The sequence below is a fragment of the Enterococcus sp. 5B3_DIV0040 genome, assembly GCF_002140755.1.
Lineage (GTDB): Bacteria > Bacillota > Bacilli > Lactobacillales > Enterococcaceae > Enterococcus_D > Enterococcus_D casseliflavus.
The window spans coordinates 79,687-106,199 of sequence record NZ_NGLC01000002.1 but is presented as its reverse complement, the minus strand read 5'-3'; the positions used below and the strand labels follow the sequence as shown (position 1 = coordinate 106,199).

General features: G+C 38.5%; 27 protein-coding genes. 16 read left to right on the top strand and 11 right to left on the bottom strand.

What is annotated here, in order from left to right:
* A partial coding sequence (locus tag A5883_RS12815; protein ID WP_176324006.1) for a bacterial Ig-like domain-containing protein occupies positions 1-1,415 on the top strand: 1,415 nt, incomplete at its 5' end.
* Positions 1,416-2,230: 815 nt separating this feature from the next.
* On the opposite strand, the gene A5883_RS12810 is transcribed toward A5883_RS12815, so the two are convergent.
* The gene (locus A5883_RS12810; RefSeq protein WP_086338787.1) at positions 2,231-4,045 is read right to left on the bottom strand and encodes an alpha/beta fold hydrolase; all 1,815 of its coding nucleotides are present in this window, start codon (positions 4,043-4,045) and stop codon (positions 2,231-2,233) included.
* 55 nt (positions 4,046-4,100) lie between these two features.
* Positions 4,101-4,685 carry a TetR/AcrR family transcriptional regulator gene (locus tag A5883_RS12805; protein ID WP_086338786.1) on the bottom strand — a complete coding sequence of 195 codons (585 nt, stop codon included), beginning with the start codon at positions 4,683-4,685 and terminating at the stop codon, positions 4,101-4,103.
* Between the two features lie 173 nt (positions 4,686-4,858).
* Between A5883_RS12805 and A5883_RS12800 the strand changes: the two genes are divergently transcribed.
* The 6 genes from A5883_RS12800 to A5883_RS12775 all read left to right on the top strand — a co-directional run bounded on the left by A5883_RS12800 (position 4,859) and on the right by A5883_RS12775 (position 8,100).
* A complete protein-coding gene (locus A5883_RS12800; protein WP_086338785.1) occupies positions 4,859-5,107 on the top strand; it encodes a hypothetical protein in 249 nt (82 codons plus the stop codon).
* A gap of 134 nt (positions 5,108-5,241) precedes the next feature.
* On the top strand, positions 5,242-5,526 hold the full coding sequence (locus tag A5883_RS12795) for a hypothetical protein (RefSeq protein ID WP_086338784.1): 285 nt from the start codon (positions 5,242-5,244) through the stop codon (positions 5,524-5,526).
* A 117-nt stretch (positions 5,527-5,643) separates the two neighbouring features.
* The gene (locus A5883_RS12790) at positions 5,644-6,015 is read left to right on the top strand and encodes a hypothetical protein (RefSeq protein WP_005230536.1); all 372 of its coding nucleotides are present in this window, start codon (positions 5,644-5,646) and stop codon (positions 6,013-6,015) included.
* 31 nt (positions 6,016-6,046) lie between these two features.
* Entirely contained in the window at positions 6,047-6,304 is a 258-nt protein-coding gene (locus A5883_RS19390; RefSeq protein ID WP_086338783.1) for a hypothetical protein, read from the top strand.
* A 354-nt stretch (positions 6,305-6,658) separates the two neighbouring features.
* On the top strand, positions 6,659-7,009 hold the full coding sequence (locus A5883_RS12780) for a winged helix-turn-helix transcriptional regulator (protein ID WP_086338782.1): 351 nt from the start codon (positions 6,659-6,661) through the stop codon (positions 7,007-7,009).
* A 146-nt stretch (positions 7,010-7,155) separates the two neighbouring features.
* A complete protein-coding gene (locus A5883_RS12775) occupies positions 7,156-8,100 on the top strand; it encodes an NADP-dependent oxidoreductase (protein ID WP_086338781.1) in 945 nt (314 codons plus the stop codon).
* A 266-nt stretch (positions 8,101-8,366) separates the two neighbouring features.
* On the opposite strand, the gene A5883_RS12770 is transcribed toward A5883_RS12775, so the two are convergent.
* A complete protein-coding gene (locus tag A5883_RS12770) occupies positions 8,367-9,233 on the bottom strand; it encodes an aldo/keto reductase (RefSeq protein ID WP_034858704.1) in 867 nt (288 codons plus the stop codon).
* 75 nt (positions 9,234-9,308) lie between these two features.
* On the bottom strand, positions 9,309-9,728 hold the full coding sequence (locus tag A5883_RS12765) for a MerR family transcriptional regulator (RefSeq protein ID WP_086338780.1): 420 nt from the start codon (positions 9,726-9,728) through the stop codon (positions 9,309-9,311).
* A 410-nt stretch (positions 9,729-10,138) separates the two neighbouring features.
* On the opposite strand from A5883_RS12765, the gene A5883_RS12760 reads away from it, so the two are divergent.
* Positions 10,139-10,591 carry a GNAT family N-acetyltransferase gene (locus A5883_RS12760; RefSeq protein ID WP_086338779.1) on the top strand — a complete coding sequence of 151 codons (453 nt, stop codon included), beginning with the start codon at positions 10,139-10,141 and terminating at the stop codon, positions 10,589-10,591.
* A 130-nt stretch (positions 10,592-10,721) separates the two neighbouring features.
* Here the strand turns inward: A5883_RS12760 and A5883_RS12755 are convergent, their stop codons facing one another.
* Positions 10,722-10,880 (bottom strand): hypothetical protein, encoded by a 159-nt coding sequence (locus A5883_RS12755; protein ID WP_008380281.1) that lies wholly within the window; start codon positions 10,878-10,880, stop codon positions 10,722-10,724.
* Between the two features lie 62 nt (positions 10,881-10,942).
* Positions 10,943-12,550, bottom strand: coding sequence for an ATP-binding cassette domain-containing protein (locus A5883_RS12750; RefSeq protein ID WP_016608512.1), 1,608 nt, complete (start codon positions 12,548-12,550; stop codon positions 10,943-10,945).
* Positions 12,551-12,645: 95 nt separating this feature from the next.
* Here A5883_RS12750 and A5883_RS12745 point away from each other — a divergent pair, with 95 nt between their 5' ends.
* The 3 genes from A5883_RS12745 to A5883_RS19525 are packed head-to-tail and all read left to right on the top strand — an operon-like array spanning position 12,646 to position 15,186.
* On the top strand, positions 12,646-13,914 hold the full coding sequence (locus A5883_RS12745; RefSeq protein WP_016608511.1) for a radical SAM protein: 1,269 nt from the start codon (positions 12,646-12,648) through the stop codon (positions 13,912-13,914).
* Between the two features lie 10 nt (positions 13,915-13,924).
* Positions 13,925-14,461, top strand: a complete 537-nt coding sequence (locus tag A5883_RS19530) for a 4Fe-4S cluster-binding domain-containing protein (protein WP_254907863.1) — start codon at positions 13,925-13,927, stop codon at positions 14,459-14,461.
* Complete coding sequence (locus A5883_RS19525) at positions 14,455-15,186, top strand: radical SAM protein (protein ID WP_254907862.1); 732 nt, start codon at positions 14,455-14,457, stop codon at positions 15,184-15,186. Before A5883_RS19530 ends, A5883_RS19525 begins: the two co-directional genes overlap by 7 nt.
* 551 nt (positions 15,187-15,737) lie before the next feature.
* On the opposite strand, the gene A5883_RS12735 is transcribed toward A5883_RS19525, so the two are convergent.
* A complete protein-coding gene (locus A5883_RS12735) occupies positions 15,738-16,166 on the bottom strand; it encodes a hypothetical protein (RefSeq protein WP_016608509.1) in 429 nt (142 codons plus the stop codon).
* 152 nt (positions 16,167-16,318) lie between these two features.
* Here A5883_RS12735 and A5883_RS12730 point away from each other — a divergent pair, with 152 nt between their 5' ends.
* From A5883_RS12730 to A5883_RS12715, 4 genes are all read left to right on the top strand, one after another.
* Positions 16,319-16,960, top strand: coding sequence for a hypothetical protein (locus A5883_RS12730; protein WP_015510550.1), 642 nt, complete (start codon positions 16,319-16,321; stop codon positions 16,958-16,960).
* A 26-nt stretch (positions 16,961-16,986) separates the two neighbouring features.
* A complete protein-coding gene (locus tag A5883_RS12725) occupies positions 16,987-18,396 on the top strand; it encodes an amino acid permease (RefSeq protein WP_016608508.1) in 1,410 nt (469 codons plus the stop codon).
* 29 nt (positions 18,397-18,425) lie between these two features.
* The gene (locus A5883_RS12720; RefSeq protein WP_016608507.1) at positions 18,426-19,820 is read left to right on the top strand and encodes a glutamate decarboxylase; all 1,395 of its coding nucleotides are present in this window, start codon (positions 18,426-18,428) and stop codon (positions 19,818-19,820) included.
* A gap of 536 nt (positions 19,821-20,356) precedes the next feature.
* Complete coding sequence (locus tag A5883_RS12715; protein ID WP_010748935.1) at positions 20,357-21,805, top strand: helix-turn-helix domain-containing protein; 1,449 nt, start codon at positions 20,357-20,359, stop codon at positions 21,803-21,805.
* A gap of 292 nt (positions 21,806-22,097) precedes the next feature.
* Here the strand turns inward: A5883_RS12715 and A5883_RS12710 are convergent, their stop codons facing one another.
* The 4 genes from A5883_RS12710 to A5883_RS12695 all read right to left on the bottom strand — a co-directional run bounded on the left by A5883_RS12710 (position 22,098) and on the right by A5883_RS12695 (position 25,772).
* A complete protein-coding gene (locus A5883_RS12710) occupies positions 22,098-22,496 on the bottom strand; it encodes a YxeA family protein (RefSeq protein ID WP_010748936.1) in 399 nt (132 codons plus the stop codon).
* A 411-nt stretch (positions 22,497-22,907) separates the two neighbouring features.
* A complete protein-coding gene (locus tag A5883_RS12705) occupies positions 22,908-24,329 on the bottom strand; it encodes a cryptochrome/photolyase family protein (protein WP_086338778.1) in 1,422 nt (473 codons plus the stop codon).
* Positions 24,330-24,569: 240 nt separating this feature from the next.
* On the bottom strand, positions 24,570-24,935 hold the full coding sequence (locus A5883_RS12700) for a DUF2512 family protein (RefSeq protein ID WP_086338777.1): 366 nt from the start codon (positions 24,933-24,935) through the stop codon (positions 24,570-24,572).
* Between the two features lie 363 nt (positions 24,936-25,298).
* Positions 25,299-25,772: a DUF3955 domain-containing protein gene (locus tag A5883_RS12695; RefSeq protein ID WP_086338776.1), complete on the bottom strand. Its 474-nt coding sequence runs from the start codon at positions 25,770-25,772 to the stop codon at positions 25,299-25,301.
* A gap of 425 nt (positions 25,773-26,197) precedes the next feature.
* Between A5883_RS12695 and A5883_RS12690 the strand changes: the two genes are divergently transcribed.
* A complete protein-coding gene (locus A5883_RS12690; RefSeq protein ID WP_005230579.1) occupies positions 26,198-26,512 on the top strand; it encodes a rhodanese-like domain-containing protein in 315 nt (104 codons plus the stop codon).
* Position 26,513 lies beyond the last annotated feature (1 nt).

Genomic DNA, 26,513 nt, shown 5'->3' with positions numbered 1-26,513 from the left:
AAGCAGATACGAGTAAAGCAGGCAGCTTTAAAGTCACGTATACGTATGATGGTGAAACGAGTACAGCGACTATCACGGTCAAAGAGAAAATGACAGCCGTTAATGTTCATGATTCTACGATCTACGTGGGAGATAACTGGGAAGCGAAAGATAATTTCGATAGCGCATTAGACAAGGATGGGAATTCAGTAGATTTCCAAGATCTGATTGTCGATGCTAGTCAAGCAGATACAAGTAAAGCAGGCAGCTTTAAAGTCACTTATACGTATGATGGTGTGACCAGTACAGCGGTTGTTACAGTCAAAGAAAAACAAACTGCTGTCAATGTCCATGACTCCACGATTTATGTAGGAGATACTTGGGAAGCAAAAGATAATTTCGATGGTGCGTTAGATAAAGATGGCAACGACGTTGCACTTTCAGATCTGACGGTTGATGCGAGTCAAGCAGATACAAGTAAAGCAGGCAGCTTTGAAGTTACCTTTACGTACGATGGTATAACCAGTAAAGCGATCGTGACAGTCAAAGAGAAAATGACAGCCGTTAATGTCCACGATTCTACGATCTATGTAGGAGATAATTGGGAAGCAGAAGATAATTTCGATAGTGCATTAGACAAAGATGGCAACGATGTTGATTTTTCAGCCCTAACGGTCGATGCCAGTAAAGCCGACATGAGTAAAGCAGGCAGTTTTGAAGTTGCCTACACGTATGATGGTGTAACCAGTAAAGCGATTGTCACAGTTAAAGAAAAAATGATAGCCGTCAACGTCCATGATTCTACGATTTATGTGGGAGATAATTGGGAAGCAGAAGATAACTTCGATAGTGCGTTAGATAAAGATGGCAACAATGTTGATTTTTCAGCTCTAACGGTCGATGCTAGCAAAGCAGATATGGGTAAAGAAGGAACCTTCAAAGTTACCTATACGTATGATGGTGTAACGAGTACAGCGATCATTACGGTTAAAGAGAAAATGACAGCCATCAATGTCCATGATTCCACGATTTATGTGGGAGATAAATGGACGGCAAAAGAAAATTTTGACAATGCATTAGACAAAGCAGGAAAGAAAGTCGTGTACGAAGACTTGACAGTAGACGCCAGTCAAGTTGATCCGAGCAAAGCAGGTAGCTATGAAGTATCGTATAGTTATGATGGAATTACGGTAACGGCTACAGTCACAGTAAAAGAAAAACCTAGCCAAGAAAAACCTGCAGATGATTCAACGCATGCGACACCAGAACAAGAGAAAGAGAATCAGAAAAAAACAACTCCTGATAGTAAGAAACATGTAACACTTCCTAAAACAAATGAAAATAAATCAGTAGTTGAATTAGTAGCAGGTGTCATAATTGTGCTTCTGACAGGTGTAATTTTCTTTTGGAAAAAAAGAAAAGCGAAGAAAGTGTAATGTCTAAAAAATAAAGTATGCGGGATTTATTTCCGGGTACTTTATTTTATTTGAAAAAGACTTCAGCCAAGTTTCTCTTTCTTACTAGGTTAGAGAGAGAAACCTTCACAGAGGCCATGTAGGTCACATAAAATCAACTCCCGAGCAACAGAAAGTAGATGATGAATCTATTAAATTTACTGTTAAGAAATGACTTTTACGAATTTCTTTATGAAATTTTTTTAAATCATTCGATACAGTGTACGGGACCATAAGACCATTTATTTATCCATAAAAATGAAGACTATAATACCCTGGATTTTGTTACATTTCTTGTATAATTTATTCGCTTTATTACTCTCTCTAACATGGAAAGAAGCTAATCAAAGGATCGTTTCTTATAATTAGCTTCTTTTTTATTACTTAGCTATTGTGGATAGATACCATTTTATTTACTTATCCTAGATAGTTTTCTTATCTTAACTTTTTGTTTATCTGATTTTTTTATAACGATAACCAAGAGTCTCTTGGCATAATACCAATTTTGACTCCGATACTATTTTCATCAAAAATAGTAGAGCAGGCTCCTGATAGAATCGTTTCTTCTGGAAAGCTAACAAGTGTGGATGTCCGTGCCGCCAGAAGAGCTATGGATAGATTTTTCATGTAAATTTATTTCATAGAGAATCATATCTTCTTACATGAAGGATGTTAAGAAGATACTGACACCATTCTCATCAAAGAGAGGGTCACCTTTCAATAACTAATTATATTAAGTAGGAATTTTCGGTAGTAAGGTTAGCGCAATTGATCAATCATCGCATGCCTCTCTAAAATCACCCTTCGATCAACTCTACCAGCACATCAGCTGTTTCTTGCGGATGGCTGATTGGAAAATGATGACCCAATGGCAGATCGACTATTTTAGTCGTTTCTCTTGGCGGTAAATAGCTTTTATCCTCGGTTCCCCATATGATCGGAATTGAAGGGTCTATTCTTTGGTGAAGGGTCATTTCTTTTAACAACCGATTTAGTTGAAGTGTTGTGTTGACTATCCGTGAAGAACGAACACTCTTCTTCACTCTTTTTAAATATTCACTAGAAGAGGCTGCTTCGTCTATCAGCAGTCCTTTTTTTGTAAAATAGGCGAGTAGTTGTCGTTCAGAGACATGCTTTAAAGCTAGTTTACTGAGCCATGTTGCAGGGACCGAATCGGTTTTGTGGACAGGTGGTTGTAAAAGAATCAGTTGATCGTTCTCTGAAAAGAAGCGCTGTTCAGCGGCTGTTAGTAACAAGGCAGCACCAAAAGAATGGCCGATAAAGACAGAGCCATCAGGCAGGATATTCTTTAGTGAGCGTATCAACTCAAGATATGGTGTCAACAGCTGTTGCTTTTTAATAAACGGAGATCTTCCGAATCCTGGTAAGTCTGCAATGATAATTTTTCTGCCTGTTTGTTTATTCAATGCTAGTCCCAGTTGAAAGAGATCGGTGCCATCGCTAAATAAGCCATGCAAAAGCACGAGAGGAGTAGCAGAGCCCTCCAATTGATAGACCGTCGCTTCGTTGACAGCTATGCGTGTGTAGGGTGTTAGGCTTTCTTCCCCATAGGTCAAGCGAAAATCAATGTCAGCTACTGCTAATGGGATGTTTGATGCTGCGATTTTTTTAATCAGTTTCGGCTCAAAATCGCGTTTTGTCAGCCGATTGTCAAACGTTCTATTGGTTAAAAAGTTTAAACTGCTTTCAGGAATCCCCGTTAATTTGCTTCCGCCAGCTGCCATAACGAACTTGAGTAAACCAAAAGGAACAGTCAGACGAGGTTTGTTTCGATTAAGACTTTCAGAAATCAGTCCCATCAGTTGAACGATCTCTTTATCGGCGTGTTTATCGGCAACAAGGGGATACGTCATTTCGTCTTTTGTCTCATTGAATATGGTTTTGACAATAAATTGTGCGAGTACATTTTTATTGATCAACGGCAGTCGATAGTCGGTTCCTCCGGGGATAACCGGTAAGGCTCCACTTCGGATTATTTTTATAAATAAGCCAAAGCCTTCGAGCTGTTCGGTGCTGCCTGTTTGCTCATCACCGATGACGGTTGGCGGATTGATTACTGCTAAAGGAATATGGTGCTTTTTCGCTTCTTGTCGAATATAAATATCAGATAAAAACTTCATCTGCTCATAGGGCGGGGTTCCAAGTAACGCTGGATGCACCTCTTTGAACACATCCGTCGTTTCCCAGACAGAAGAATCATCCGTGAATGGGCTCATGTACCCAGCTACGTGGATGATCTTTTTCAATTTGTTTCTCTTGTTGATTTCTGTTGCAAGTGTCATGAGGTTTTTGCTGCCTTCTAAAAAGGAGCGCTTCGCGGCTACTTCTGATAAGGTGATATCCATCGGACCGCCGCAGTGAAGAATCATGTTGCAGTTCATCACTCGTTCTTGGTCGATCGCATTTAAGCCTAAGTTCTCTTTTGTTAAATCGCCTGTTACCAACACTATTTTTTCAGGGGCTAATGCTTGCAATGGTCTTGCTTTCGCTGGATTTCTGACAAGTAATGTTAAGAAAACATCTTCCCTTGCGAGTTGTTTGACGATTTCTTTGCCAATAAACCCAGTTGCCCCGATAATTAAAATATTCATTATTTTCTCCTTTTTTAGAACTATTTAGTCCTAATTTTATATAAAAAAATTACTCTTAAACGAGTAATTTAAATAAATTTTTGGCTGTAGTAGTGAGATACTGACTCTCTTTTTTTACTTCTGCTAAAAAGAGTGCCCCTTCAAGGTTATTCACAAAAATCTCCGCCGTTTCTTTGACGTTGATGTCTTCACGAAATGCTTTAGTATTTATTCCTTCTTGAATCAATCCCTCGCAGATACGCGTTAAATAATCAAAAAAATGATTGATTTTTTCTTGGACCAGCCGATCATTTTTCGGTGCTTGCATAATGAAAGTAATGAAGGGACAGCTGCCTTGATAGTCCCGCTCTTCAATTTCTTCAGCTAAACTTTCTAGAAAGGTCAGCATTTTTTCTTCCAAAGTTAGATTGGTCTGTTTCAAAATGTCTGCTAGTTTTTCTCGGTATACAGTGATCCAAAAATCAATCACTGCTAGTAATAATTCCTCCTTGCTTGAGAAGTGGTAATAGACATTTGATTTTGACACACCGCTTTGCTGCACGACCTCATCCATACTGGTATACGTGTAGCCGACTTTGAGAAAAAGGCTGGCGGCTGTTTCGATCACTCGGTTTTTATTTGAATGTTTATAATTTGTCATAATAGAACTATATAGTACTAATTGAGTCTTGTCAATTTTTTGTTTACCTGATTCATTTTCTTTTTATTGTTGTAAAATTAATGTTAAAAAATAATTTAAGGTTCTTTTTTTAATGGTTGGTATGTATAATAAGAACATACAGTAAGAAAGTGTATGCTGAAAAGAGGACCCTTATGAAAAAATTTGCACTCGGCGTTTTTTGTTTCAGTCTTTTTATCACGGTCGTTGGCTTTTTTTTACAGACGATTTTGATCCCTATTCAAGATTTTGACACAATCAGCAAAGAAGAACTTAAGAATATCCAACTTGATCTTGCTATTAATTATCCATTAGGAACTGGTATGCTCTATGTCGGGCTTCCTTTGTTAGTATGCTCGAGTGGTTATTTGGTTTTTTGTTATTTTAGAGATAGGAAGAACTGAAGCTTATCTTGAAAAAATGCTTAAGAGGAACGCAATATAATATGATGTACGTTTGTATTTGAATGAAAAGGTAACTATTGTTTGTTTGGATCTGTAATGTTTGAGGAAATACTAACTAATTAAGGAAGTGCTTTATGAAAATAAATGATGTTTTGCATAGACGCCAGTATACGATTAATTTATCTTCTAATACTCCACCGCTTGATTTAGCTTCTTTAAGTAATATGGGGGTCTGGAGTAAACCAAAAGAGAAACACTATATATTGACTTTGACACACAATGACGATCCCATTAACGATTCTTCTATGTTTGAGAAAATTTTTAAGGAGCGTACTGGATTACAGTCAAAAGATTTTATATATGAAGCAAAACATGGACCGATGACCCTACAACGTGCTGTTGATTCGACTTGGTTTTGAAAATATAGAGTTTTTTGAATAGATGCAATAGCACAAATGCATGAAATCATGGCATTGAGATTATTTTGAAGGAATTGAAAATAATGAATTTTTTTAGGGAAGCAGGTCTGAATAGCTATGAACAATCACGAAAAGAATCGAAAACAACATTCAATTAGCAATCTATCTAGTAATTCCTTTAACGTAATGAATACAAAATCTGATCCTTCACAAACTGGATCACCAATACCTTTTCAAAATGGCGACTTTTCATCAGTTGATCGAAACATTCATTCTTCAAAAACAGTCGCTGAAATGCTTTGTTTCTATTTAGCAGGTAGTATTATTGCGGCAATTGGGTGTTATTTGTATATTAAGCTGCCCTTATTTGCTAATTTACTTGAGAATACGATTTTATCTTTTGCTATTACTTTTGGGATTATCATCCTAAGCTTTGTTTTGTCTCATTTTATAACGAAAGTACTTACTGCTCATATCAGAAATAAATGACCAATATGAAATGAATTGTGAGGATAAATAGATGTATTCAAATTACCAGAAGCTGCCGCACTATTTAAAAAAGTGGTATGCATTATTTTATATTTTACCATTGATGCTTCTCTTATTTGTTAATGCCCTAACAGCTTGGTTATCTTTTCCCCTAAACATAGGAATTCTATTGATTCTTTATGGAGTAAGTTGTTTGATTGCTACCAAGGCGTCTCAAGGTAAAAAAGAATGGTTTGTTCTAGATGGAATCACTTTTGGGATTGCCTTGATCACTCTTTCTATCATTTAATTGAAATAAAGGGGTAGCCTTTGATGCAGAGATAATAGTGGAGAACCGATTATTGCGCATGTCGTCTCTTCTTTCGTTGTGCTGGCAGCAACCATCTTGATATAAAAATTACTGTGCAGTGACTGCCTATAAGCGTAAAGGAATTGAGGATGGCTTGGTTGTACGCCTAGAAGCTCTAAAATTAGGTTGATTGAAGCCGATTTGAGAGTTCAGATAAGCGTTACGGGCTTGCTATTTTTTGCAGTCGTTATATACTGATGTCTATACTTCATGTTTTCGTATGTCGTCATCATTTCGGTAGTATTGCTGATATGAAAGACCGCAGCAAAAGTGAGCGAATAGGAGGAAGTAGTGATGCAGCAAACAGAAGAAACTGAATTATTTGTAGAATGCCCAGTGGCTAGCGTCCAGAAGGTCGTACGCGGCAAGTGGTCCATGGTCATCTTGTCCTTTTTACGGCACAAAACGCTTCGTTTCGGTGCGCTTAGTCGTAAAATGCCCATGGTGACCCAAGCAAATTCGACAAAGGAATTGCGCATGCTTGAAAGCTATGGCCTCATTCATCGTGAAGTCTATCCGCAAGTGCCGCCAAAAGTTGAATACTCACTGACCGAAATGGGGCATAAATTCATGCCAGTTTTGGATGCCTTAGAAACATTTGCTTCTACCTATGAGTCAGAAAACGAAAAAGTAGTCAATCCTTGAAGCGTTCAAGGATTTTTTTTGTGCCTGAAATCCGTATGATTACACAAATCTATTGAAAACGATAGTACCTATCAAAAAATATGGTACTTTTTATTATTGAGGTAACAGGTCATAATGAAATCATCTTAAGAAAGAAGGTTTTTTTTATGAAAAAAATGATACTGAATCAATATGGCTCTGTAGATGTTATGCAAATGGTTGAAACTGCTATCCCTGAGCCAGCTGCTAAACAAATTGTGATCAAAACCGCAGCGATCGGCGTGAATGATCCTGATATTGTTATTCGTGCGAATGGACCATTTCCAACGATGCCAAAAGAATTGAAACCTGTGCTTCCACACTCTTTGGGACAAGACTTTTCTGGTATCGTAACAGCTGTCGGAGATGATGTGACCCGCTTTTCAGTAGGTGATCATGTGGTTGGGATGGCGTTTATGAGTACATATTCTGAATACATTTTGTTAGACGAGTCAGCAGTTGTTGCTGCTGTACCGAAGGAGCTGGTCTTGGTGCCGTTAGGTGGATTTTTCCTTGGCGTAGCCACAGCTTATGGTGCAACCATTCGTGATGGTCAAGCAAAAGCTGGACAAAAAGTGCTGATTCATGGCGGTGCTGGCGGTGTCGGGTCTAAAGCTGTTCAGCTGGCAAAACATGCCGGGGCGTATGTCATAGCAACAGGCAGCGCTGAACAAGCTGACTATATGAAGGAGTTAGGGGCAGATGAAACGATCGATTATCAAACAGAAGATTTCACAAAATTGGTTTCTAATGCCGATTTAGTGGTTAATTTAACTGGTCCTAAAACATTGGAGAACAGTTATCAAGTAATCAAAAAAGGCGGGCGCGTCACTTCTGTTCATGCGCCAATCAACCAAGAAGAAACGGAGCGTAGAGGAATTACTGGTATGTATTCTATGGGGTTCATGACTGTTGAAGAGCTGGAAAAAGTCATTGATCTTTATGCGCAAGGAAAACTAGATGTCCTTGTAGACAAGACATATCCCTTTGAATTAGAAGCAATCAAGCAAGCTCACCTTGATTTCCAAGCAGGCGGAAATACTGGCAAAAAGATCATTGTCTTTGATAAATAGGGAGTAGTAAATAGAAATCGTACAATAGAGATTTTAAGAGCGAGCGTAACAGAACACTGTCCGTTTTTTAGCTACAAGCACAGTGCTCCAGAGAAATGAGTTTAATCGATGGATTCTTCAGTTACTTGATCAAGGCAGAATTTCCAAAAATTTTGTAAGAATTACCATGAAAAGAGACAAGATACAACTCAGTAAGAACCAATACAAGTCCGCTTCCTTTCGAAACGGAAGCGGACTTGTATTGGTTTCCTTCAATAAAAACCCTATTAGTTTTCAGTATCTAACATTCGATTCATAAACCATTCCACTTGTTGGGGGGCATCGTGGTCAAAGAATGCGGACTCTTTTTTATCTAAAGCGGCTATTTTTTCAATGTCTTCCTGGGAAAGCTCAAAGTCAAAAATAGCAATGTTTTCAGCCATCCGTTCTGGACGAACTGTTTTTGCTAAAGCGACGATCCCTCTTTGCATCAACCAGCGAAGCACAACTTGACCAACCGTTTTGCCATATTGCTTGCCAATTTCTGCTAATGTCGGATTGGTAAATAGGTCATGGCGTCCTTCTGCAAAAGGTGCCCAAGCTTCAACTTGAACGTCGTATTTTTCATGCCATTCCTGATCTTCCACTCGTTGATTCCAAGGGTTCACTTCGATTTGATTGATTTGAGGTTTCACCTCATTCAAGCCGACAAACTCGATCATCTTAGCTGATTTGAAATTTGAAACGCCAATTGTACGTAATTTCCCTGTTTTTTGAGCAGCAACCATTGAGCGCCAAGCACCATAAATATCTCCATATGGTTGGTGAATAAGGTAGAGATCAAGATAAGTCAATCCCATTGTTTCAAGCGAATGCTCAATCGTTTCTTTAGCTTTATCTTCGGAAGCTTGGAGAATAAATAATTTAGAGGTAACAAAAAGTTGTTCTCGAGTGACTAGACCTTCACTGATAGCACGCTTGATTCCCTCGCCGGTTTCTTTTTCATTTCCATAAATAGAAGCAGTGTCGATCAGGCGATACCCAGCTTTGATTGCTTGGTAAACAGCTTCAGCTGTTTCTTCCAAAGGAATTTGATAAACGCCAAATCCTAGTTGCGGCATGGTGACACCATTATTGAGTATGATTGTTTGCATAGTGTTTCCTCCTCTAATTTTCATTACATGTTCTATCCTAAACCTTGGAGTTAGGTCTATAGCAAGTAAAAGATTTTATTTCTTTCGTTCCCATAATTTTTCCACTTTATCAGGAGTCATATTTCCTGCTTTGAATTTTGCGATATGCTCATCATACGTTTCTATCTTATAAATAAGCAGGTCTCGTACTTCCTGCATTTCTGCTAACTTTTTCTCTAATTCTTCGAGTTGATCGGCTAAAATCTGTTTTTGGGCTTTTTCGACATTTTGCCTTTCACGAACTTGTGCCAATTGAGCAAATTCAATTAGCGATTCGATGGACAATCCTGCATTTCGTAAATGTTTTGCTAGATAGATCCAGTTTAGATCATTCGTTGTGTACACCCGATAGCCACTCTCATTGCGTTGGACAGGTGGAATCACACCGACTCGTTCATAATAGCGCAATGTGTCTACGCTCAAATCAAACATTTCCGCTGCTTTTTTTATATTCATCGTTGGTTCTCCTTATCTTTTTCTATAAGTAATCATAAACCCTGAAGTGGACTCTAGGGCAAGTGGTTGAAAATTATTTATTTAAAAGAATATATTTTGTTCGTCAGGACGACTATATAGGAAGAAAAAGCTTCAAGCATTTGTATTTCAACAGATTGATTTGAGCAATCATCAGCATTGAAAGCTCCTTTTTTAGTGTGTTTCAAAGCATATCATGCTCTCTTAGTATTCAGAAATACATGCATAGATGATTGTTTTGTTATCTATATGAGCAAGGCATTTATCATCCATAGATTTTAAATAAATCCATCTCATGTTATGATGATGATGAAAATTTTTAACTTGGATCAAGGAAACAATCGGTTCTTGTTATGAAAAACGAAAATAAGCTAATGAGAGTGTGAATATCTATGAATATAAAAGAAGTAAGTAGTATGAATCAAAAGTTAGAGCAACAATTAATTGAAGTTTGGGAGAGTTCTGTTAAGGCGACGCACACCTTTTTGTCAGAGACCGAAATCCAAGCCATTAAGCAATACATTCCAGAGGCATTGCATCATGTGTCACATTTGATTATCGTAGAAAGTGAAAATGAAGAGCCAGCTGGCTTCATGGGGATCTCGGATCGAAATCTTGAAATGCTTTTTATAGCAAATGAACAAAGAGGTAAGGGACTAGGGAAAAAACTCTTGGCTTACGGGATGGAAAACTATGCTGTAAATGAACTGGGAGTAAATGAACAGAATCCTCAGGCGAAAGGATTTTATGAGCATATGGGATTTGAGGTATACAAAAGAAGCGAGTTAGACGAACAAGGAAACCCTTATCCAATTCTGTATATGAAGAAAGTTGATAACAAGTAGCTGTTAAAAATTATTTGTGTTTGCGGGAAATATGTAAGAAGGGGTCGAGACATATATAGCTAGTCACGACCCCTTCTTTGATTGCTATTATCCTTATTAATAAGTAAAGTAAGGATCAAATGATTTTCTCTTAACTAGCTTTCTCTTCTTTTTTTATCTCTTCTTTTTTCTGATTTGAAAATGGTGTATCAGTCTCTTCAGGTAAGATGATTGGTGGATGATGGGAATGCTGATTACTTCCACACATGGTGATGATTTGTTCTTTTGAAGCTTCAGAGATTACTTTCATTGTATACCTCTCCTTTCTTTTATATTTCCAGATGACATAAGGTAGGCCTATATCATCTAAATTCATGATTTATGTAACTGAATTAGCTCATCAAATGAACCTAGAAATTCCTGATTTGTTGAGTGAGTAACGACAATGATTATTTTATCTGTAAGTGAGCAGATTAAGTCACTGATAATCATCTCGTTTATACTGTCTAGACCAGATGTTGGTTCGTCAAAAAGAATAACATCGGAATCTTTAAAGATTGCCCGAGCAATCTCAAGCCGTCTAAGCTCGCCGCCAGAAAGAAAGTTTATCCATGTATTATCTTGCGTATCGGTTAAATCATTGTTATCAAAGCGATCATCTAATCCACTTCGTTTTAAAACATCAACGATTTTTTCAAGTTCGTATTCACTAAAAATAGAAACGTTGTAAGCAATACTCGTCTGGAAGATAGCAGTTTTTTGTTGGACAAGTGCGACTTTCTCATAAAGGGAGTCTCTAGATAGCTGATTCATCTCTTGCTGGTCAACCAATACTTGATGATCGTCGATAGGGTAAATTCCCGCTAAAATATTCAATAGTGTCGACTTCCCACTACCGCTTGCGCCAGTGATAGCATATTTTTTTCCACGCTCAAATGTTTGAGTAAAACCATTAAAAATCAAACGATTTCCATGATGGAAATGCAGATTTTCAATCGATAAAGTAGTTATTGGTTCTGCAAGTTCAAGTGAGCGATTGGGCTCATCATCATCGGTACCATCAATGAAAGCTATAAGATCGTCCGCGACCTTCTTGCTCGCTAAAATATCTGTAACTGATGTACTGAAATACTCTAACGGCCCGGCAATCGTACTCATTAGTGTAGTCATCGCAATAAGATCGGGAATGGTGATTATTTTGGCAGCAACAAAGAAGCCACCAACGATCCATGTCCCCGAATAAGCAAGATCCCCAAGTCCAAAAGAAATTGCATAAGTCAGTCCTTGTAAGGTTTCAAAAGTGATACTTTCCTTTTTTAATCGTTCACTACTGTTAGTAAAAATTTTCGTATATTTTGGAAAACCTTTGCCGACACGTAAGGTCATGTATCCTGAGAGAAGTTGGTCAAATAAACTAAGTGTACGATCTTGCTCCAGAACAACGGACTTGCGACGATCACTAAGGATTCGCTTAGCGAAATAAGGGGCTAGCAAAGGACTAAAAGCTAAGAGCAGCATAATCAATGAAAAAGAAGTGTTTAATTTTAGTGTGAATAAAAGAGAGAATAGAAAGGTAAAAATGCTTAAAATCAGTCCAAATCCGGGCTTTAAAAATTCTAATTCAACGACTTTCATTTCATTTGCCAACTTTGAGAGATACTCGTTTTTCTCATTTTTAAGAAATAGTACCGGATTCATTCGAACGATTTTCTGCGAGAGACTCTCTCTCAGTTGATTCATTATTGATTGAACTAAGATGGATTTACTTCTTCTTGGAATAAAATCGCTCATCGTGTTCAATAAGATGTAAAAGAAGGCGAATATACCAATAAATAAAAGTCTTTTTACATCTCCTGACATAGCAACCTCAGTGATTTGTCTATACACCAAAGCAACCCCAACTTGAATGAGCGCTACGATTGCGCATAAAATCACATGCAAAAAGAAAAGTGAGCGGTTTCTTTTTAATATTTTTTTCATTCTCTCCCTCCTATGTAAAAACTATATCACAAATTAAAAAAAAATTGAAATATTATTTTGTGAAATGTATAATTATTGAAAAAGGGGGTTAGGTGATGCGTTTTTCACGGTATGTCGATATCATTGAGAACGGTAACGAGACTATTCTTTGCAATACATTAACGCAAGAAATAGTTACTGTTGATTCAAAAAAAATGAAAAGTAAAACGGAGATTTCGAGCGAAATAAGTGAAGATGAACGAAAATATTTATTTGAAAATGGATTTATACACGGTGATTTGGAAAGTTATAAACAGAAAACAATTAATTTAAAGAGAGACTTAGTTACTATCACTATAAATATTACAGAAGATTGCAACTTTTCGTGTACTTATTGTTACCAGAATGATTTCCTTTCTAAAAATGTTATTACTGATCAGACGATAAATAATATAATGCAATACATTTTAGACATTGCTCAGCTAGGCGTTCGGAGACTATATATCTATTTTTTCGGGGGCGAGCCACTTCTTTATAAAAAAAGAATTCTCGCAATTAAAAGTAAGATTGATCAAATTGCGTCAGAGAAATCACTCTCAATTTCTTATGGTTTAGGAACAAACGCCTATCTACTCACTCCAGATTTTGTAAATCATTTTGATTCTTTAATTGTCGATACTACACTAACATCTAGAAAAGATCATGATAGAAATAGATCTCTTAAGAGTGGAAGCAGAACGTATGATAAGATTTTTGAAAATCTAGCGGTAGCATCTAAGAGCGGACGTGTTAAAATCCATATTGGTTATAATACATCTGATAAAAATACAGAAGAGTTTCAGTCTTTTCTCGTTACGATCCGCCAAAGTGATATCAAAGCCCATATCAATTGCTATTACATTAATAACTATGAGTTTAATGAAAATTATTTCAATGCATTATCCTATGAGAAATATCTAAAGTGGGTATCTTCAACTGCAATTGATCACCTAATTGAAAACGGTTTCCTGGTGAATATCTCTCCATTTTCTTCGTATCGCTTTGAGTGCGATGCGTATAATCCTTGGTCTGTAAAGTTTTTCTCTGATGGATCTATAGGGTTATGTAATGCAACAAATTTTTATGAACGTAGAATAATAAAAAGTTTTCCAGAATCATCTTCTTTTGCAGAAGATGTTCAATATAGCCTTTATGACCAAAAGAGTGTTCTTCCGAAAAGCAACAATCAGTGTAATTCATGTGAATTAATTGCAGTGTGTCGAGGAAAGGTACAGTGTGATACTTCATGTAACCCAAACTATTCAATTGATAGAGAAACATTCATACGTTCTTTTGTAAAGCATACAAATCTAGGTAACAGGAAATTTTTTACCCAATTTAATTAGGAGTGATTTTATGAAATTATCGCAATATACGATTGTTGAAGAAGTGGATAATGAAATACTTTTGTACAATTCGGTATACTCTGCTATCGTTTTACTAACTCAAAGCGAGTTCCATGATCTACAGACTTTTATTAATAACGATAACTTGGAGAAAACAGAATTATTCTCTTATTTAGAAAATCAAAATATCATTGTTTCCGATGAGATTGATGAAGAAGCAAGATTAGTGTCTGTGGCAAATGAAAAACGATATAATCCTAGTCAAGTAACTTTCACAATTGCCCCTACGATGAACTGTAATTTCTCCTGTTTTTATTGTTACGAGCAAGGGTTTAGACAACATACTATGACTACTGAAACTGCTAAGAAAACAGCCGAGTTTATTCTTAAAAATGTATTACCCCATCAGTCATTGAAAGTAATTTGGTATGGAGGAGAGCCTTTGATGGGATTGAACTCTATTAAAGTTATAAGTGAAATAATAATGAAAAACGAAAAAAATATAAAAGTTTCAACGCAGAAATTGTATCCAATGGTTATTTGCTAACAGAAAAAGTTGCACAACTTTTAAAAAGTTATCACGTTAATTATGCTCAAATTACTCTGGATGGGGATCAGATAAATCATGATTCTAGAAGATGTTTAACAAATGGGAAAGGGACATTTGCAAGAATATTACAGAATATAGTTAAAACTCTAAAATATATTCCAGTAACTGTAAGAGTAAATATAGATAGGGAGAATAATCATGAAGATGTTATTCGTTTGATGAACTCGCTGGATAATTTTAATTTACTTAAGAAAGTTGGCTTTTATCTTGCGCCGGTAGAGGATTTTGATACCTACAAAACACCCACATGTTATACATCCCAAGAGTTTTCGAAAGAAGAAATAATGGTTTATAAAAGTCTTTTGGAAAGAGGGATAAATATTGTTGCCATACCACGGACAACGATTGGGTTCTGCGAAGCTATCAATCGAGACGACTATGTAATCGACCCTAATGGATTTTTATATAAATGCTGGGTTCATATTGGTAAAACGATTGGACGAGTAGGAGATATCTATACAGGAATACAATTGAACAGTGTGCATAAAACATTTACAGAGTACAAATTTTTTTCGAAAGCGAAATGTTCAAGTTGTAAAGTTCAACCTTTGTGTTTAGGAGGCTGTCCGTTAATTCGAATGAATACAGGTGAGTCGAAGTGCGTTAGCTATAAGTACAATATTGAAGAGCATATAAAAATGGCTTCGGCAAGACTAATATAATCTGGTGGAATATTTTTGCTTCAGAAGATTGATAAGGTCTTCTTAAAAAAATAGCTTAGTTAAATAAGGTTACTATGTTACATTGTGAATAGAATCTATACTTACTTATGAAAATAGAAAGCGTAACTCAATTTTCTCATTCATATTGTAATAAATGATTTCTCATATTAAAATTTTTATAAGAAAACTAAATAGTGAGCAAAGCTCACCCCAAGCAGCCCCCGAAACTGTTTTTCGGAGGCTGCTTTTGGTTTGGGGGGCTTAGCTAGCTAAGCAATGATCGATCACTAAAAAGTGATCAAAACAGAATAGGCAATTTTTTGTTTTCAATCAAAAAATGTTGATCGTTTTATCAAGCAGAGGATGGCACAAGTAAGTGGAAAGTAGGTAGTGGCTATTTTTTGTGTTCAGGATGGGGAAGTAGATTTGTCTAGGATACACGTGAGGATAAACGTTTGAGGATCATTTGTTTTTGACTTACCTATGTGCCATCACTGCGAAAACCCTGTGGATGAAGGCGTCGTGTACGACACCAGATACTCGGATGAGAACTAAGGACGGTTGATTGCCCGTGCCTGACACGCTTTTTCTAACCGCAAAGTCGTAAGGGCTGAAAAGCTGCAACGCTGAGTAAGTTGGCTGCTCCGTGCGGTTTTTGGTGTTTTTTGAACCCTACAAGCTGCTATTGCTCCTCGTCTATTCGTCGCAAGCTTGGAAGGCTTTCTCAGAAAATGCCCGTCAGCTGTCAGCACGTTGTCTTTTGCATCAGGAAGCATCAGCGTTCCAACAAACCTTTGTGACCCAGAAGGAAACCACTCATTTTGGGCAACTTTTATCCGAGAAATCGTTGCGCTAGAAGTATGTCCGTCCGTACTTTCCAGAAAAAAGGCAGCTGAAAGTGGGCGGATACCCAACAAAAAGGCGGTTATGACGACCACAAGCGCTCTCAAAAAACTCAGTCCTTTCTTTTCAATGGTCATTGTTCTTATCTGCACTTCATGATAGCACCGAAACGCGAAGTAATTTTCGCGTTTTTTTGTTTTTAAAATAAAAAATTAGATATTCGCTTTTTTTAGATAAATGGTATACCTGAGATGGAATAAAAATAATAAAAGAAAGGACAGGATTTACAATGAAAAAAACATCATTAGTTGCAGGTTTCGTTTTAGGTGTAGGCGTTTTGTTCACTCTAGGTGCGTGCTCAACAGTGGAAGAGTCAGGGGAAGTGGTCTCTGGGTCAGGAACCGAAACGTTGATCAGTGATTCTTCAGATGAGGTGATCGTGGGAAGTGAAAAATTGAGTGATGACGGGTATTTTGAAGAAATCGTAACCAAGGGAATCGATCCGAAAGTCAAAGATGTTGTTTGGTATGAAACGAATTATGAAAATGCTGGTTGGGATCACATTCGCTTTTTAGTGAACCATGTAAAAATTGTGAATGTAGAAGCGTTCAAACACAAAGACAAAGAATACAAAACATTGCTTTCACTGAAATATCAATTGTTTAATGAAGATTCGAAAGACAAAAAAATCAAACCTGACAAAGCATATTTGGTGTTGAATGATGGCAAGAAAATTGAAGCGGAAGTATTTGTGGACTATTTAGATGATGAAATTTTGACCCATGACAAACACAAAGATGGCTTTATTCACTTTAAAGTAGCGCAAGAACAAAGTTTGCCAGCGATCAAAGCAATCGAAATCGAATTTAAAGCAGATGGCGATTTGACACATACGTACCATATTGATCTTTCTTCCGCTGCTGAAAAATAGTATCTAACGATAGGAGGTTGAAAAAAATGGATGCTAGCAAGAAAAAACTATCATTGTTGAGTTTTTTTGCGATAACTGCTTCAATGGTGATGACGGTATATGAGTATCCAACCTTTGCGACATCGAAGATGAATCTAGTTTTTTATTTACTCGTCGGCGGTTTCCTCTGGTTTATCCCTGTAGCCCTTTGCTCTGCGGAGATGGCTACTGTAAAAGGATGGGAAAAAGGGGGACTCTATACCTGGGTCTCAAAAACATTAGGCAGAAAATGGGGCTTTGCTGCCATTTTCTTCCAATGGTTCCAAATCACGGTAGGCTTTATTACGATGATTTACTTTATTGTCGGGGCGCTTTCCTATGCCCTAAATTGGCCGGCTCTTAATACCAATGTTTGGCTGAAGCTGATTGCCACTTTAGTGATCTTTTGGTTGATTACGATCTCGCAATTTGGCGGAACAAAAAATACTGCGAAGATTGCCAAAGTAGGGTTCTTTGTGGGGATCGTCGCAACTGGGATCATACTTTTTATCCTAGGAATTGTCTACATTGCTCAAGGAAATCCCATCAAAGTTTCCTTTGGCTCAGGCGCTTGGATTCCTGATTTTACGAAAATCAATACGCTGGTCGTTTTTGTTTCCTTTATTTTGGCCTATGCAGGGGTTGAATCTTCTGCCAGTCACGTAAAAGACATGGACAATCCTGGGAAGAATTACCCGAAAGCCATTTTGATTTTAGTCGTAGCGACGATTCTTTTGGATACGCTCGGCGGAGCAACGGTGGCTGCCACGATTCCCCAAAATCAATTGTCTCTTGATACTGGTGTGATTCAAGCCTATTCTTATTTGATCCATCATTTTGGCGGCGGGGAATGGCTGGTTCGTTTGATTGCCGTGGTCATCTGTTTAGGTGTCATTGCAGAAATTGCCGCTTGGGTAGTCGGCCCATCAACTGCGATGCTTGAAGCAGCTGAAAATGGCTTGCTGCCAAAACAAATGGCAAAAGTCAATCAACACAATGTCCCAATCAACATCGTTTTGGTGCAAGGCATCATTGTTTCTATTTGGGCGGTTGTTTTGACATTAGGCGGCGGGGGCGCCAATCTATCCTTCTTCGTTGCGATGGCTTTGACGGTCTGCATCTATCTGGTTGCTTATGTTCTCTTGTTTCTTTCGTATATTAAGTTAGTCAAGGAAAAAGACGACTTAACAAGAACGTATCATATTCCTGGTGGGAAAAATGTGAAAATTGGTGTTGCGATGGTTGGTTTGCTTGTTTCTATTTTTTCTTTCTTTATTTCCTTCTTTCCACCGAGCGATATTGGATCGGGAAAAGGCGGAACCTATTTGGCCATCTTGATCATCAGCTGGCTGATAATTGTCGTGATACCGTTTGTCATCTATAAATACGTAGGTGAAAAAGCAAGCGATAAAAAATAAAAAGCACAACCTATGAGGAGGAGAGCTGCATGTTATTTAGTAAAAAAAATCGAAAAGAAGCCCAATATTTGGAACCTATCTATGGGAATGAGGCAATGGATCGGGCGATCCCTATGTATAAATTGCCAAAAGAGTCCTTGGTACCGCGGGACGCCTATGAATTAGTCAAAGATCAATTGATCGATGAAGGGGTCTCAAGACAAAATTTGGCGACGTTTTGTCAAACCTACATGGAACCAGAAGCAGTCAAAATCATGAGTGAAACCCTTGATAAAAACGCCATTGATAAAACCGAGTACCCACGGACAGCAGAAATTGAGAACCGCTGTGTCAACATGATCGCTGATTTATGGCATGCCCCAGAAGCGTCTGATTTTATCGGTACATCAACGGTAGGCTCAAGTGAAGCCTGTATGCTAGGTGGATTGGCCTTAAAATTTGCTTGGCGCAATCGGGCAAAAAAACTTGGTTTAGATATCAATAAACGAAAACCAAACTTAGTGATTTCTTCTGCCTATCAAGTCGTTTGGGAAAAATTCTGTGTCTACTGGGACATTGAAATGCGGACGATCCCTATCGATGAAGAACATGGCAGCATCAATGTCGATAAGGTCACGGACTATTTAGATGAATATACGATCGGGGTCGTCGGCATCTTAGGGATCACTTACACTGGACGATACGATGACATCAAAGCACTAGATAAGAAATTAGAGGAATACAACAAACACACCGACTACAAAGTCTACATCCACGTGGATGCGGCTAGTGGTGGATTGTACACACCATTTATGGAACCAGAGCTTGAATGGGATTTCCGTTTGAAAAACGTTCGTTCCATCAGTACGTCTGGACATAAATATGGGTTAGTCTATCCTGGTATCGGTTGGGTGCTTTGGAAAGAAAAAGATTTCCTTCCAGAAGAATTGGTCTTCAAAGTAAGTTATCTTGGCGGTGAAATGCCAACGATGGCCATCAACTTTTCAAGAAGTGCCAGCCAAATCATCGGACAATATTACACCTTTATCCGCAATGGGTTTGAAGGCTACCGCTTGATCCACAAAAAGACCAGCGATGTTGCCCAATATTTGGCAAAAGAGATTGAAAACATGGGCTACTTCGATATTTATAATGATGGGTCACGGTTGCCGATCGTCTGCTACAAATTAAAAGAAGATGCCGATATTTCTTGGAATCTGTATGATTTGACGGATGAATTTGCCATGAAAGGCTGGCAAGTCCCTACCTATCCATTACCTGATAATCTATCACATATCAATATCCAACGTTTTGTCTGCCGGGCAGATTTAAGTATGCAAATGGCAATGGATCTGGTGCAAGACATGAAAGAAGGAATCGAGCGATTGAACAAGCGACCAAGCCGTCATGTTTCATCCGACCAAACCTATGGCTTTTCACATTAAGAAACGGTATCGCTAGAAACCCGTTCATTGCTTTTTTCAATGAATAAAAAGACCCTTTATGAAACGTTTTTTGCAAGACTGAATGAACAATGGTTTATAGAAAAATCAAAGGCGGTTGCATCGACTGCCTTTGATTTTTTTGTTTGTAAGAACGGGTAAGCACTTGACAGTGTCGTTTTTTAAGAGAAAGTAAAAAAACAGTGCTTGATAATTTCATTTATTGACATTTCTGGCTTGTGATAGTATTAATTATTATGGTCTAAATATATTTTTTTAGAGAAGAACGTTTTACATAAACAAAAAGGAAATCTTAGAACGTTGTCGTGAGGGAATTATTAGGGAAATTCGTCTTGCATCGAGGGTTTTTGTTTGTCAGTCATGGTTTGTTGGGGAGTAAGTGAAGGAAAAGTATGTGTAGAAAGGGCCTGTTTTTACTGCGCTTGTTTGTTTCATAAGTAACGTACTGCTATCTTTTTCTGTAAATTGGTTGTAACTATTCTGAATGAATATAGATTTACACTGGAGGAAAAACAGTCATGTATAAAGAAGACTTACTGGATAAGGACTTGAAATTAGAGTATATCTTGCTCAAATTTTTGTATTTATCGACGGGTCATATCAAAAAAAGTGATGCTTGTCGGGAATTAGAGATTACGATGCCAACCTTGACGAAACTATCAGAAAATCTTCAGCAACAACTAAAAAATGAGAAGGTCTCTTTTGCAATCAACCGTTATACCCTTGATTTGCAAGTAAACGACAGCGTCTCATTGGATGATTTGACCGACACGTTATTGAAAAAATCTGTAAAATATCAAATTATCCATTATTTGTTTCAACATGCAGGCTATGATGCTTTCGTATTAGCTGATGAATTAAAAATAAGTGTGGGGACACTGAATCGTGTGATTGCAGAGTGCAATCAGCTGCTGCAGCATTTTGAATTAAAGATAAAGAACAAAAAGCTAGCGGGAACGATGACGCAACGCATTTATTTTTACTATAATTTTTTAAAAATGGGGGAAACAGCGATCGATTCTGTTTTGATCGATGACCTGGTGGCGGAGCTAGCGAAAAAAATAACCCTCTCGATTGCGCAACAAAAGCAGTTGAAGATCTGGCTATTTGTGATCATGAAAAAAGTCACGCCTCACACAACCTTGGGAAGCTTAAGTCCGGAGGAACAAATCAAAATCAATCGCTGCCAAGAAATGCCGATTTGTCGCTTTATTCGACAGGCCTATGTGTCGAAAAAAAGCATCTGTTCAGTAGACGAAGCCAAGATCGTCCCCTTCTTTATCTGTCTTTTTCTCGTTACGGTAGGAGGAATTCCTTACGAGGAGCTTCGCTTAGGGTTGTATACCAATAAAAATCCTGTTTTTGAGATTACCGATGAAGTGATGGCAGCGATCCAGTCCATTTATTGTCTTGAAGCCTCGCATACGACGATCGATATTAAAGCCAGTGTCTTCTCCTTGATTGCACAAGTCTATTACTTTCATGGGGTAAATTACTCCATTGACAGAGTCACCTTGAATTATTACCACAAGCTATTTCACAATTCCTTGCGAGATCAAGTGATTACAGACATCCTGCAACACATTATTGCACCAACCAACTTGTTTACGCCCACGAAACTCAACTACCTCAAGAAACGTCTGGTCTTTTTAATCTATCTGTTATCACCGAAAGAGGAATATCGAGTACGGATCGGAGTCTTAAATATGGGCTCCAGTCTTTTGGCAGATGCTTCCATTTACTTGTTAAAAAATGAACTAAAAGGGAAACAAAATGTGACTATTTCTCCTTATAACAATGAGGAAGAATACGATTTGCTGATTTCAAACGCCCGTGTCCCTCAACTTGGCAACAATTATGGTCAATTTTATCAAGTGACTGCCATCGGTGCCGATTTAGATGTCAATCAGGTTTCTGCGATCGTCGATCAAATTGCTTACTCTAAGTACCATTCTTTTGTGGTGTGAGCCATCACTTGTTAGTTAAAAAGCAGTGAGTCAACGAATAGGTGATTCGCTGCTTTTTCAATTATCTGCGAAGGAGGGAAAGGAAAAGGAGCTTGAATTGCTCTTATCATTGATGACGGAATGAAAACAGGGATCAGTCAAGCAGCTTTCTGCTAAATAAATGTGCCCAGTATCCTTGTATAACGTATCGCAACAGAGCAGAAGACATCAATGAAACTAACAGAAGGGATTCAAAATGCTGATTTTGGAAGGAGGTAAAAAAGACCCACATAGAGATGTGAGTCTGGCATCGTTAGTTCTGATTTTCTAATTTCTCTAGAACCTTTTTGGGAATTGCGTCTTTTTCAACGCCATTCGGGCCTTTTATTGTACGCTTTTCACTGATCACCGCTTTTACATAAGAATTTGGTGTTAAGGGTTTTGCGTTATCTTCTGATAATGAAACCTCAAGGGTTTGGGTGCTGCCATCTTCTTTTACAAAGTTTAATGTGTAATCGTAAGAATACCAAGGAGACTGGTCGCCGATGCCGCTCTTACTTTCGTGTTGGACTTTAGGCGGAATCTCAGACGGGACATACGCGTAAGCTGTTTGTCCTGAGTAGGTGGATTGATAATATTCATATCCTTTGTATCCAACAAACCCTAAAAGTACGACTAAGATGAATCCGATTATTTTTTTCATATAAACCATCCTTATCCTCAAATATGGAGCTATTATAACAGAATGGTTCTATAGATGACCTTTCATCAGACGAACAGTTTTGCAAGGAGAAACATTGCTAGCCAGTCGTGAAAAAGCAGGGAACGCCGCTAGTAAAGGGTTCGATCTATGAATCGTCAGGGGATTGGTACTTAGAGCGACTAGAAATAAGAGGAGAAGTAGACAACAAGACCTTAATTAAAAAACACAGCATGGAAAATACTTCTTTTATGTATGCCCAGCAGCAGACAGCTTGATGAGACATGCCGCTTGTTTTTTCACTATAGAAAGGTGAAAAATAGCGCATCAGTTTAATAAAAAACCAGCAAAGGCGCTCCGTAAGAGACCGTCTTTGCTGGTTTTTTTTACCGAAAATGCTTGAGAGCAGTCCATGGCAGCTTTTTATGGTTCGATTTTACTATACAAATCGAGGGCTCTTTTTCTGGCTTCGTTGTGGTCAACTACAGGCAACGGATAGTCGGTGCCTAAAACTACTTTTAGGTCGGCTTGTTCTTCGTCAGTCATCAAGTAGGGTTCATGGATGAATTTTAGCGGCAACTGGGCGAGTTCGGGAACAAATTGTTTGATAAACGTCCCATCCTTGTCGAATTTTTTCCCTTGTGTAATGGGGTTGAAAATTCGAAAGTAAGGAACCGCATCGGTGCCAGTCGAAGCTGCCCACTGCCAGCCGCCGATATTGCTGGCAGCGTCGTAGTCGATCAATTGTCGAGCAAAATAGGCTTCTCCTTGCCGCCAATCGATCAGTAAATCTTTGGTTAGAAAGGAAGCGACGATCATCCGTAGACGGTTATGCATCCAACCAGTTTGATTCAGCTGCCGCATCGCGGCATCAATGATCGGATAGCCGGTTTGCCCTGCTTGCCATTTGGTTAGCTCCTCTTCATTCTTTCGCCAATCCATGTTTCGATATTTCTCAATGAGTTCATAGTTTTTTTGTTCAGGATGGCTGAAGTAGATCATATGATAAAAATCTCGCCAAGCCAGTTCTTTTAAAAAGGTCGCTTTGCCAGTGCTGGATGGCATTCTTTGGCAAGCGGCCCAAACCTTCCGAATGGAGATTTGTCCAAAAGACAAGAAAGGGGACAGGCGGCTCGTTCCTTTGATCGAAGGGAGATCACGGTCTTTTTCATAGGCGGCCAAACGCTTTTGCACAAATGCCTGCAATTGTTTATGCGCATAGTCTTCCCCAACGATCGTTGAAAAATCGGTCTTTCTATTTTCTAGCAGCTTAGTAAGCAGTGTTGTCCCTGCTTTGAAGTGAGGGGCATCATCAAAATGAACGGCTTTTTCAAAATCGAGGGCCTGCTTTTGATACACCGGTTTGGGCAATTGAATCCATTTCTTATAGTAGGGGGTAAATTTTTTGTAATACGTCCCATCCTCTTTGGTGACTTCTGTTGGTTGATGCAGATGATGGTCTTCAAAAGAATGGACAGTGATGCCTTTTTTCTCGACCAATTCTTTTATGTAGAGGTCGCGTTTACGACCAAATCCACGGTTATCAAAGTTGAAGTACAGTTGGCTCCATTCTGGATAGCAAGCGAACAATTGATCAAAGGCTTCTGTCAAAGTCCCTGTCAATAGGTGGATCGTCAGATTTTGCTTTTTGGCAGCCTCGATAAAGTGAGCAACTGCGCTAAAAAAGTAATCATGGCTTGGCGCCTCGGGGAGAAACTGCTTGTCATTGAGATGAAATACACACAACAAATGGTCGTTTTCTTGAAGAGACGCAAGCGCCTCAGTCAGTGCCGTGTTGTCCTCTAAGCGTAGATCCTTTCTAAACCACATCACATGAATTGCCATACAAACCTCCTTGATAGTATAACCGTGCAAAAACGATCGGATTTCGTTTATAGTAATGGAAAGATGGGATTTATTCAAATTTGGCGATTGCTTTAGCTAACCAGAAATCTTGGCAAGCGTGCGTGACTATAGAAAACGTATGGAACATGAAGATGCGTCGCTTTTCAATAGCCGATCTTGTAAACAAAAAAAATCGAACACAGAACAAGAGTCTGCGTTCGATTCTAGCAATCAACAAAATTATTTCATTTTCCGTTCATCTGGCACGATGTCTGCTTTTAACAACCATTTGTGGAAGAACCATTCTGCCACACCAATCAATACTGCTGGGATCAATACTAGCATCCAGATGTCATTTGTATAGTCCATATAAGTCAGATACAGCCATAGGATAAGGGCTGCTGCGCCGGCATCTGCAACCGTTGCCGCAATGTTACCGATCTTTCGCAAAATGACCAAGTCGCCTAGCACATAGATCATCACCACAATGATCACACCGACGATCGTCGAGTCCATAAAACTGACATCGTAAATCCCTGACAACACAATCCACAAAATCGCCCAAATCATTAGTGCTTTGACAACCAACGCTTTTAGATGTTTCATTTCATACACTCCTTTTTATTATTTATTCCAAAAGCAAGAAGGTCATTGTTAGTGATAACCTTCTATTTCAAGGCTATCATCTGACATTTTTTGTGTCAAAAAAAATGATTGGAATGGTTTTTTATACTATTTTAAGCATAATTGCTTGACGAATAGTCGTAAATAGTTTAAACACTTTAAGGAATGATCAGTGGGATCAATTTGTGAAACGAAAGAAGAATAGAGGGGATTTTGTAAGGAGATAAAGTATCGGTACAGTATTTACTGGAATCAAACAATTTAGCAAGGCAATTTAAATGGAGCGACCCGCCAAAGTCAGATTTTGATCTGCTTTTCGAGGGTCGCTTTATACCGTCTTCTTATTTATTTTCTCCTAACAGCTCGAAAATAATTGATCCCGGTTCCTGCAAATACTACGAAACTAGCCAATAGAAACAAGAATCCTACGGGAATCAGGTAGAAATTTTCATGTAAAATGCCGGTTTGATCGATATATTCCACGGCGCTTGCTTTGATGAAGAAGCAAGCAAAGCCGAATAGTAGTAAAAATGTTCCGATCAAGGTCGTGATCAAATTGAGTTTGGCGCGTCGGGTCTCGCTGCCGTCTTTGATTAGTTTTTCAGTGATCTTGTTCACTTGAGTTCCTCCTAAAATCAATTCATCAAGCGAGAGTTCAAAAATCGTGGCGATGGCAATCAGCATTTCTAAATCCGGTAGATTGCGATTGTTTTCCCAGTTCGAAACGGCTTGTCTCGTCACGTGTAGTTGAGTGGCAAATTGTTCTTGGGTCAAGTTATTTCTCGTACGTACTTCTTTGATTTTTTCGCCAAATTCCATCTTTTCTTCCTTTCGCTGATGTGACTTAAGCATAGTCGAAACCCTCGTTGGTTCCAAGAAAGCAGGGCTTGCTGCTTGATAAATCAAGGGAAAGTGGTGCTTGCGTCGCTTTTTTGTCCGCTCTTGGTTAGGGCGGGAGCCAATCATCTTTAATAATCAAAGCGATCAGCTGCTAAGTAAACGATTTGATGTGTGTTATTTTTACAATGTATCTTTTCTTTTATTATAGCATTGTGATCGAGGGGAGGGAAATGTGGGATACAGGCCTTTCGCTGCTTGATCGGTAGCTGTCCGACAGCTGTCGAGAGTATCGAGCGGGGAGCAGCGCAACAGCAAGGTTCTTTTCTTAAAGAAAATCACTTAGTTGACAAATCGCGAAACATCTTGTTTAATATACCCCTAGGGGTATATGAAAGGAGCAAGAAATGTTTTCACTATTTAAGCGCATACCAAGTATGTCAACAGCAGATTTACAAAAAGAAGGAGCCAAAGAATGGACGGTTTTGGATGTACGCACGCCGGCGGAGTACCGCAGCGGGCACATTGCCTATGCGAAAAATGTACCGTTAAATAAGATTGCTGGATTTACTCAAAAAGGCGACAAGAAACTGGCAGTCATTTGCCAATCGGGGATGCGAAGCAAACAAGCAGCCAAAATCCTAAGTAAAAAAGGTTTTGATGTGGTCAACGTTCGTGGCGGAATGAATCAATGGCGCGGAACAACCAAAGGAGGAAAGTAAT

Coding starts and splice junctions, on each gene's coding strand:
- A5883_RS12765 (WP_086338780.1), bottom strand. CDS start 9,728: ATGAATATAAAAAAAGCAGCGGAAATGTTTGATTTGAGCGTAGACACA.
- A5883_RS12755 (WP_008380281.1), bottom strand. CDS start 10,880: ATGAAAGTAATCTCTGAAGCTTCAAAAGAACAAATCATCACCATGTGT.
- A5883_RS12695 (WP_086338776.1), bottom strand. CDS start 25,772: ATGGAATTTGGCGAAAAAATCAAAGAAGTACGTACGAGAAATAACTTG.
- A5883_RS12705 (WP_086338778.1), bottom strand. CDS start 24,329: ATGGCAATTCATGTGATGTGGTTTAGAAAGGATCTACGCTTAGAGGAC.
- A5883_RS12790 (WP_005230536.1), top strand. CDS start 5,644: ATGAACAATCACGAAAAGAATCGAAAACAACATTCAATTAGCAATCTA.
- A5883_RS12690 (WP_005230579.1), top strand. CDS start 26,198: ATGTTTTCACTATTTAAGCGCATACCAAGTATGTCAACAGCAGATTTA.
- A5883_RS12730 (WP_015510550.1), top strand. CDS start 16,319: ATGAAAAAAACATCATTAGTTGCAGGTTTCGTTTTAGGTGTAGGCGTT.
- A5883_RS12795 (WP_086338784.1), top strand. CDS start 5,242: ATGAAAATAAATGATGTTTTGCATAGACGCCAGTATACGATTAATTTA.
- A5883_RS12780 (WP_086338782.1), top strand. CDS start 6,659: ATGCAGCAAACAGAAGAAACTGAATTATTTGTAGAATGCCCAGTGGCT.
- A5883_RS12770 (WP_034858704.1), bottom strand. CDS start 9,233: ATGCAAACAATCATACTCAATAATGGTGTCACCATGCCGCAACTAGGA.
- A5883_RS12720 (WP_016608507.1), top strand. CDS start 18,426: ATGTTATTTAGTAAAAAAAATCGAAAAGAAGCCCAATATTTGGAACCT.
- A5883_RS12760 (WP_086338779.1), top strand. CDS start 10,139: ATGAATATAAAAGAAGTAAGTAGTATGAATCAAAAGTTAGAGCAACAA.
- A5883_RS12800 (WP_086338785.1), top strand. CDS start 4,859: ATGAAAAAATTTGCACTCGGCGTTTTTTGTTTCAGTCTTTTTATCACG.
- A5883_RS12725 (WP_016608508.1), top strand. CDS start 16,987: ATGGATGCTAGCAAGAAAAAACTATCATTGTTGAGTTTTTTTGCGATA.
- A5883_RS12715 (WP_010748935.1), top strand. CDS start 20,357: ATGTATAAAGAAGACTTACTGGATAAGGACTTGAAATTAGAGTATATC.
- A5883_RS12700 (WP_086338777.1), bottom strand. CDS start 24,935: ATGAAACATCTAAAAGCGTTGGTTGTCAAAGCACTAATGATTTGGGCG.
- A5883_RS12735 (WP_016608509.1), bottom strand. CDS start 16,166: ATGACCATTGAAAAGAAAGGACTGAGTTTTTTGAGAGCGCTTGTGGTC.
- A5883_RS12710 (WP_010748936.1), bottom strand. CDS start 22,496: ATGGTTTATATGAAAAAAATAATCGGATTCATCTTAGTCGTACTTTTA.
- A5883_RS12750 (WP_016608512.1), bottom strand. CDS start 12,550: ATGAAAAAAATATTAAAAAGAAACCGCTCACTTTTCTTTTTGCATGTG.
- A5883_RS12810 (WP_086338787.1), bottom strand. CDS start 4,045: ATGAATATTTTAATTATCGGGGCAACTGGGTTTATTGGCAAAGAAATC.
- A5883_RS12805 (WP_086338786.1), bottom strand. CDS start 4,685: ATGACAAATTATAAACATTCAAATAAAAACCGAGTGATCGAAACAGCC.
- A5883_RS19390 (WP_086338783.1), top strand. CDS start 6,047: ATGTATTCAAATTACCAGAAGCTGCCGCACTATTTAAAAAAGTGGTAT.
- A5883_RS12775 (WP_086338781.1), top strand. CDS start 7,156: ATGAAAAAAATGATACTGAATCAATATGGCTCTGTAGATGTTATGCAA.
- A5883_RS12745 (WP_016608511.1), top strand. CDS start 12,646: ATGCGTTTTTCACGGTATGTCGATATCATTGAGAACGGTAACGAGACT.
- A5883_RS19530 (WP_254907863.1), top strand. CDS start 13,925: ATGAAATTATCGCAATATACGATTGTTGAAGAAGTGGATAATGAAATA.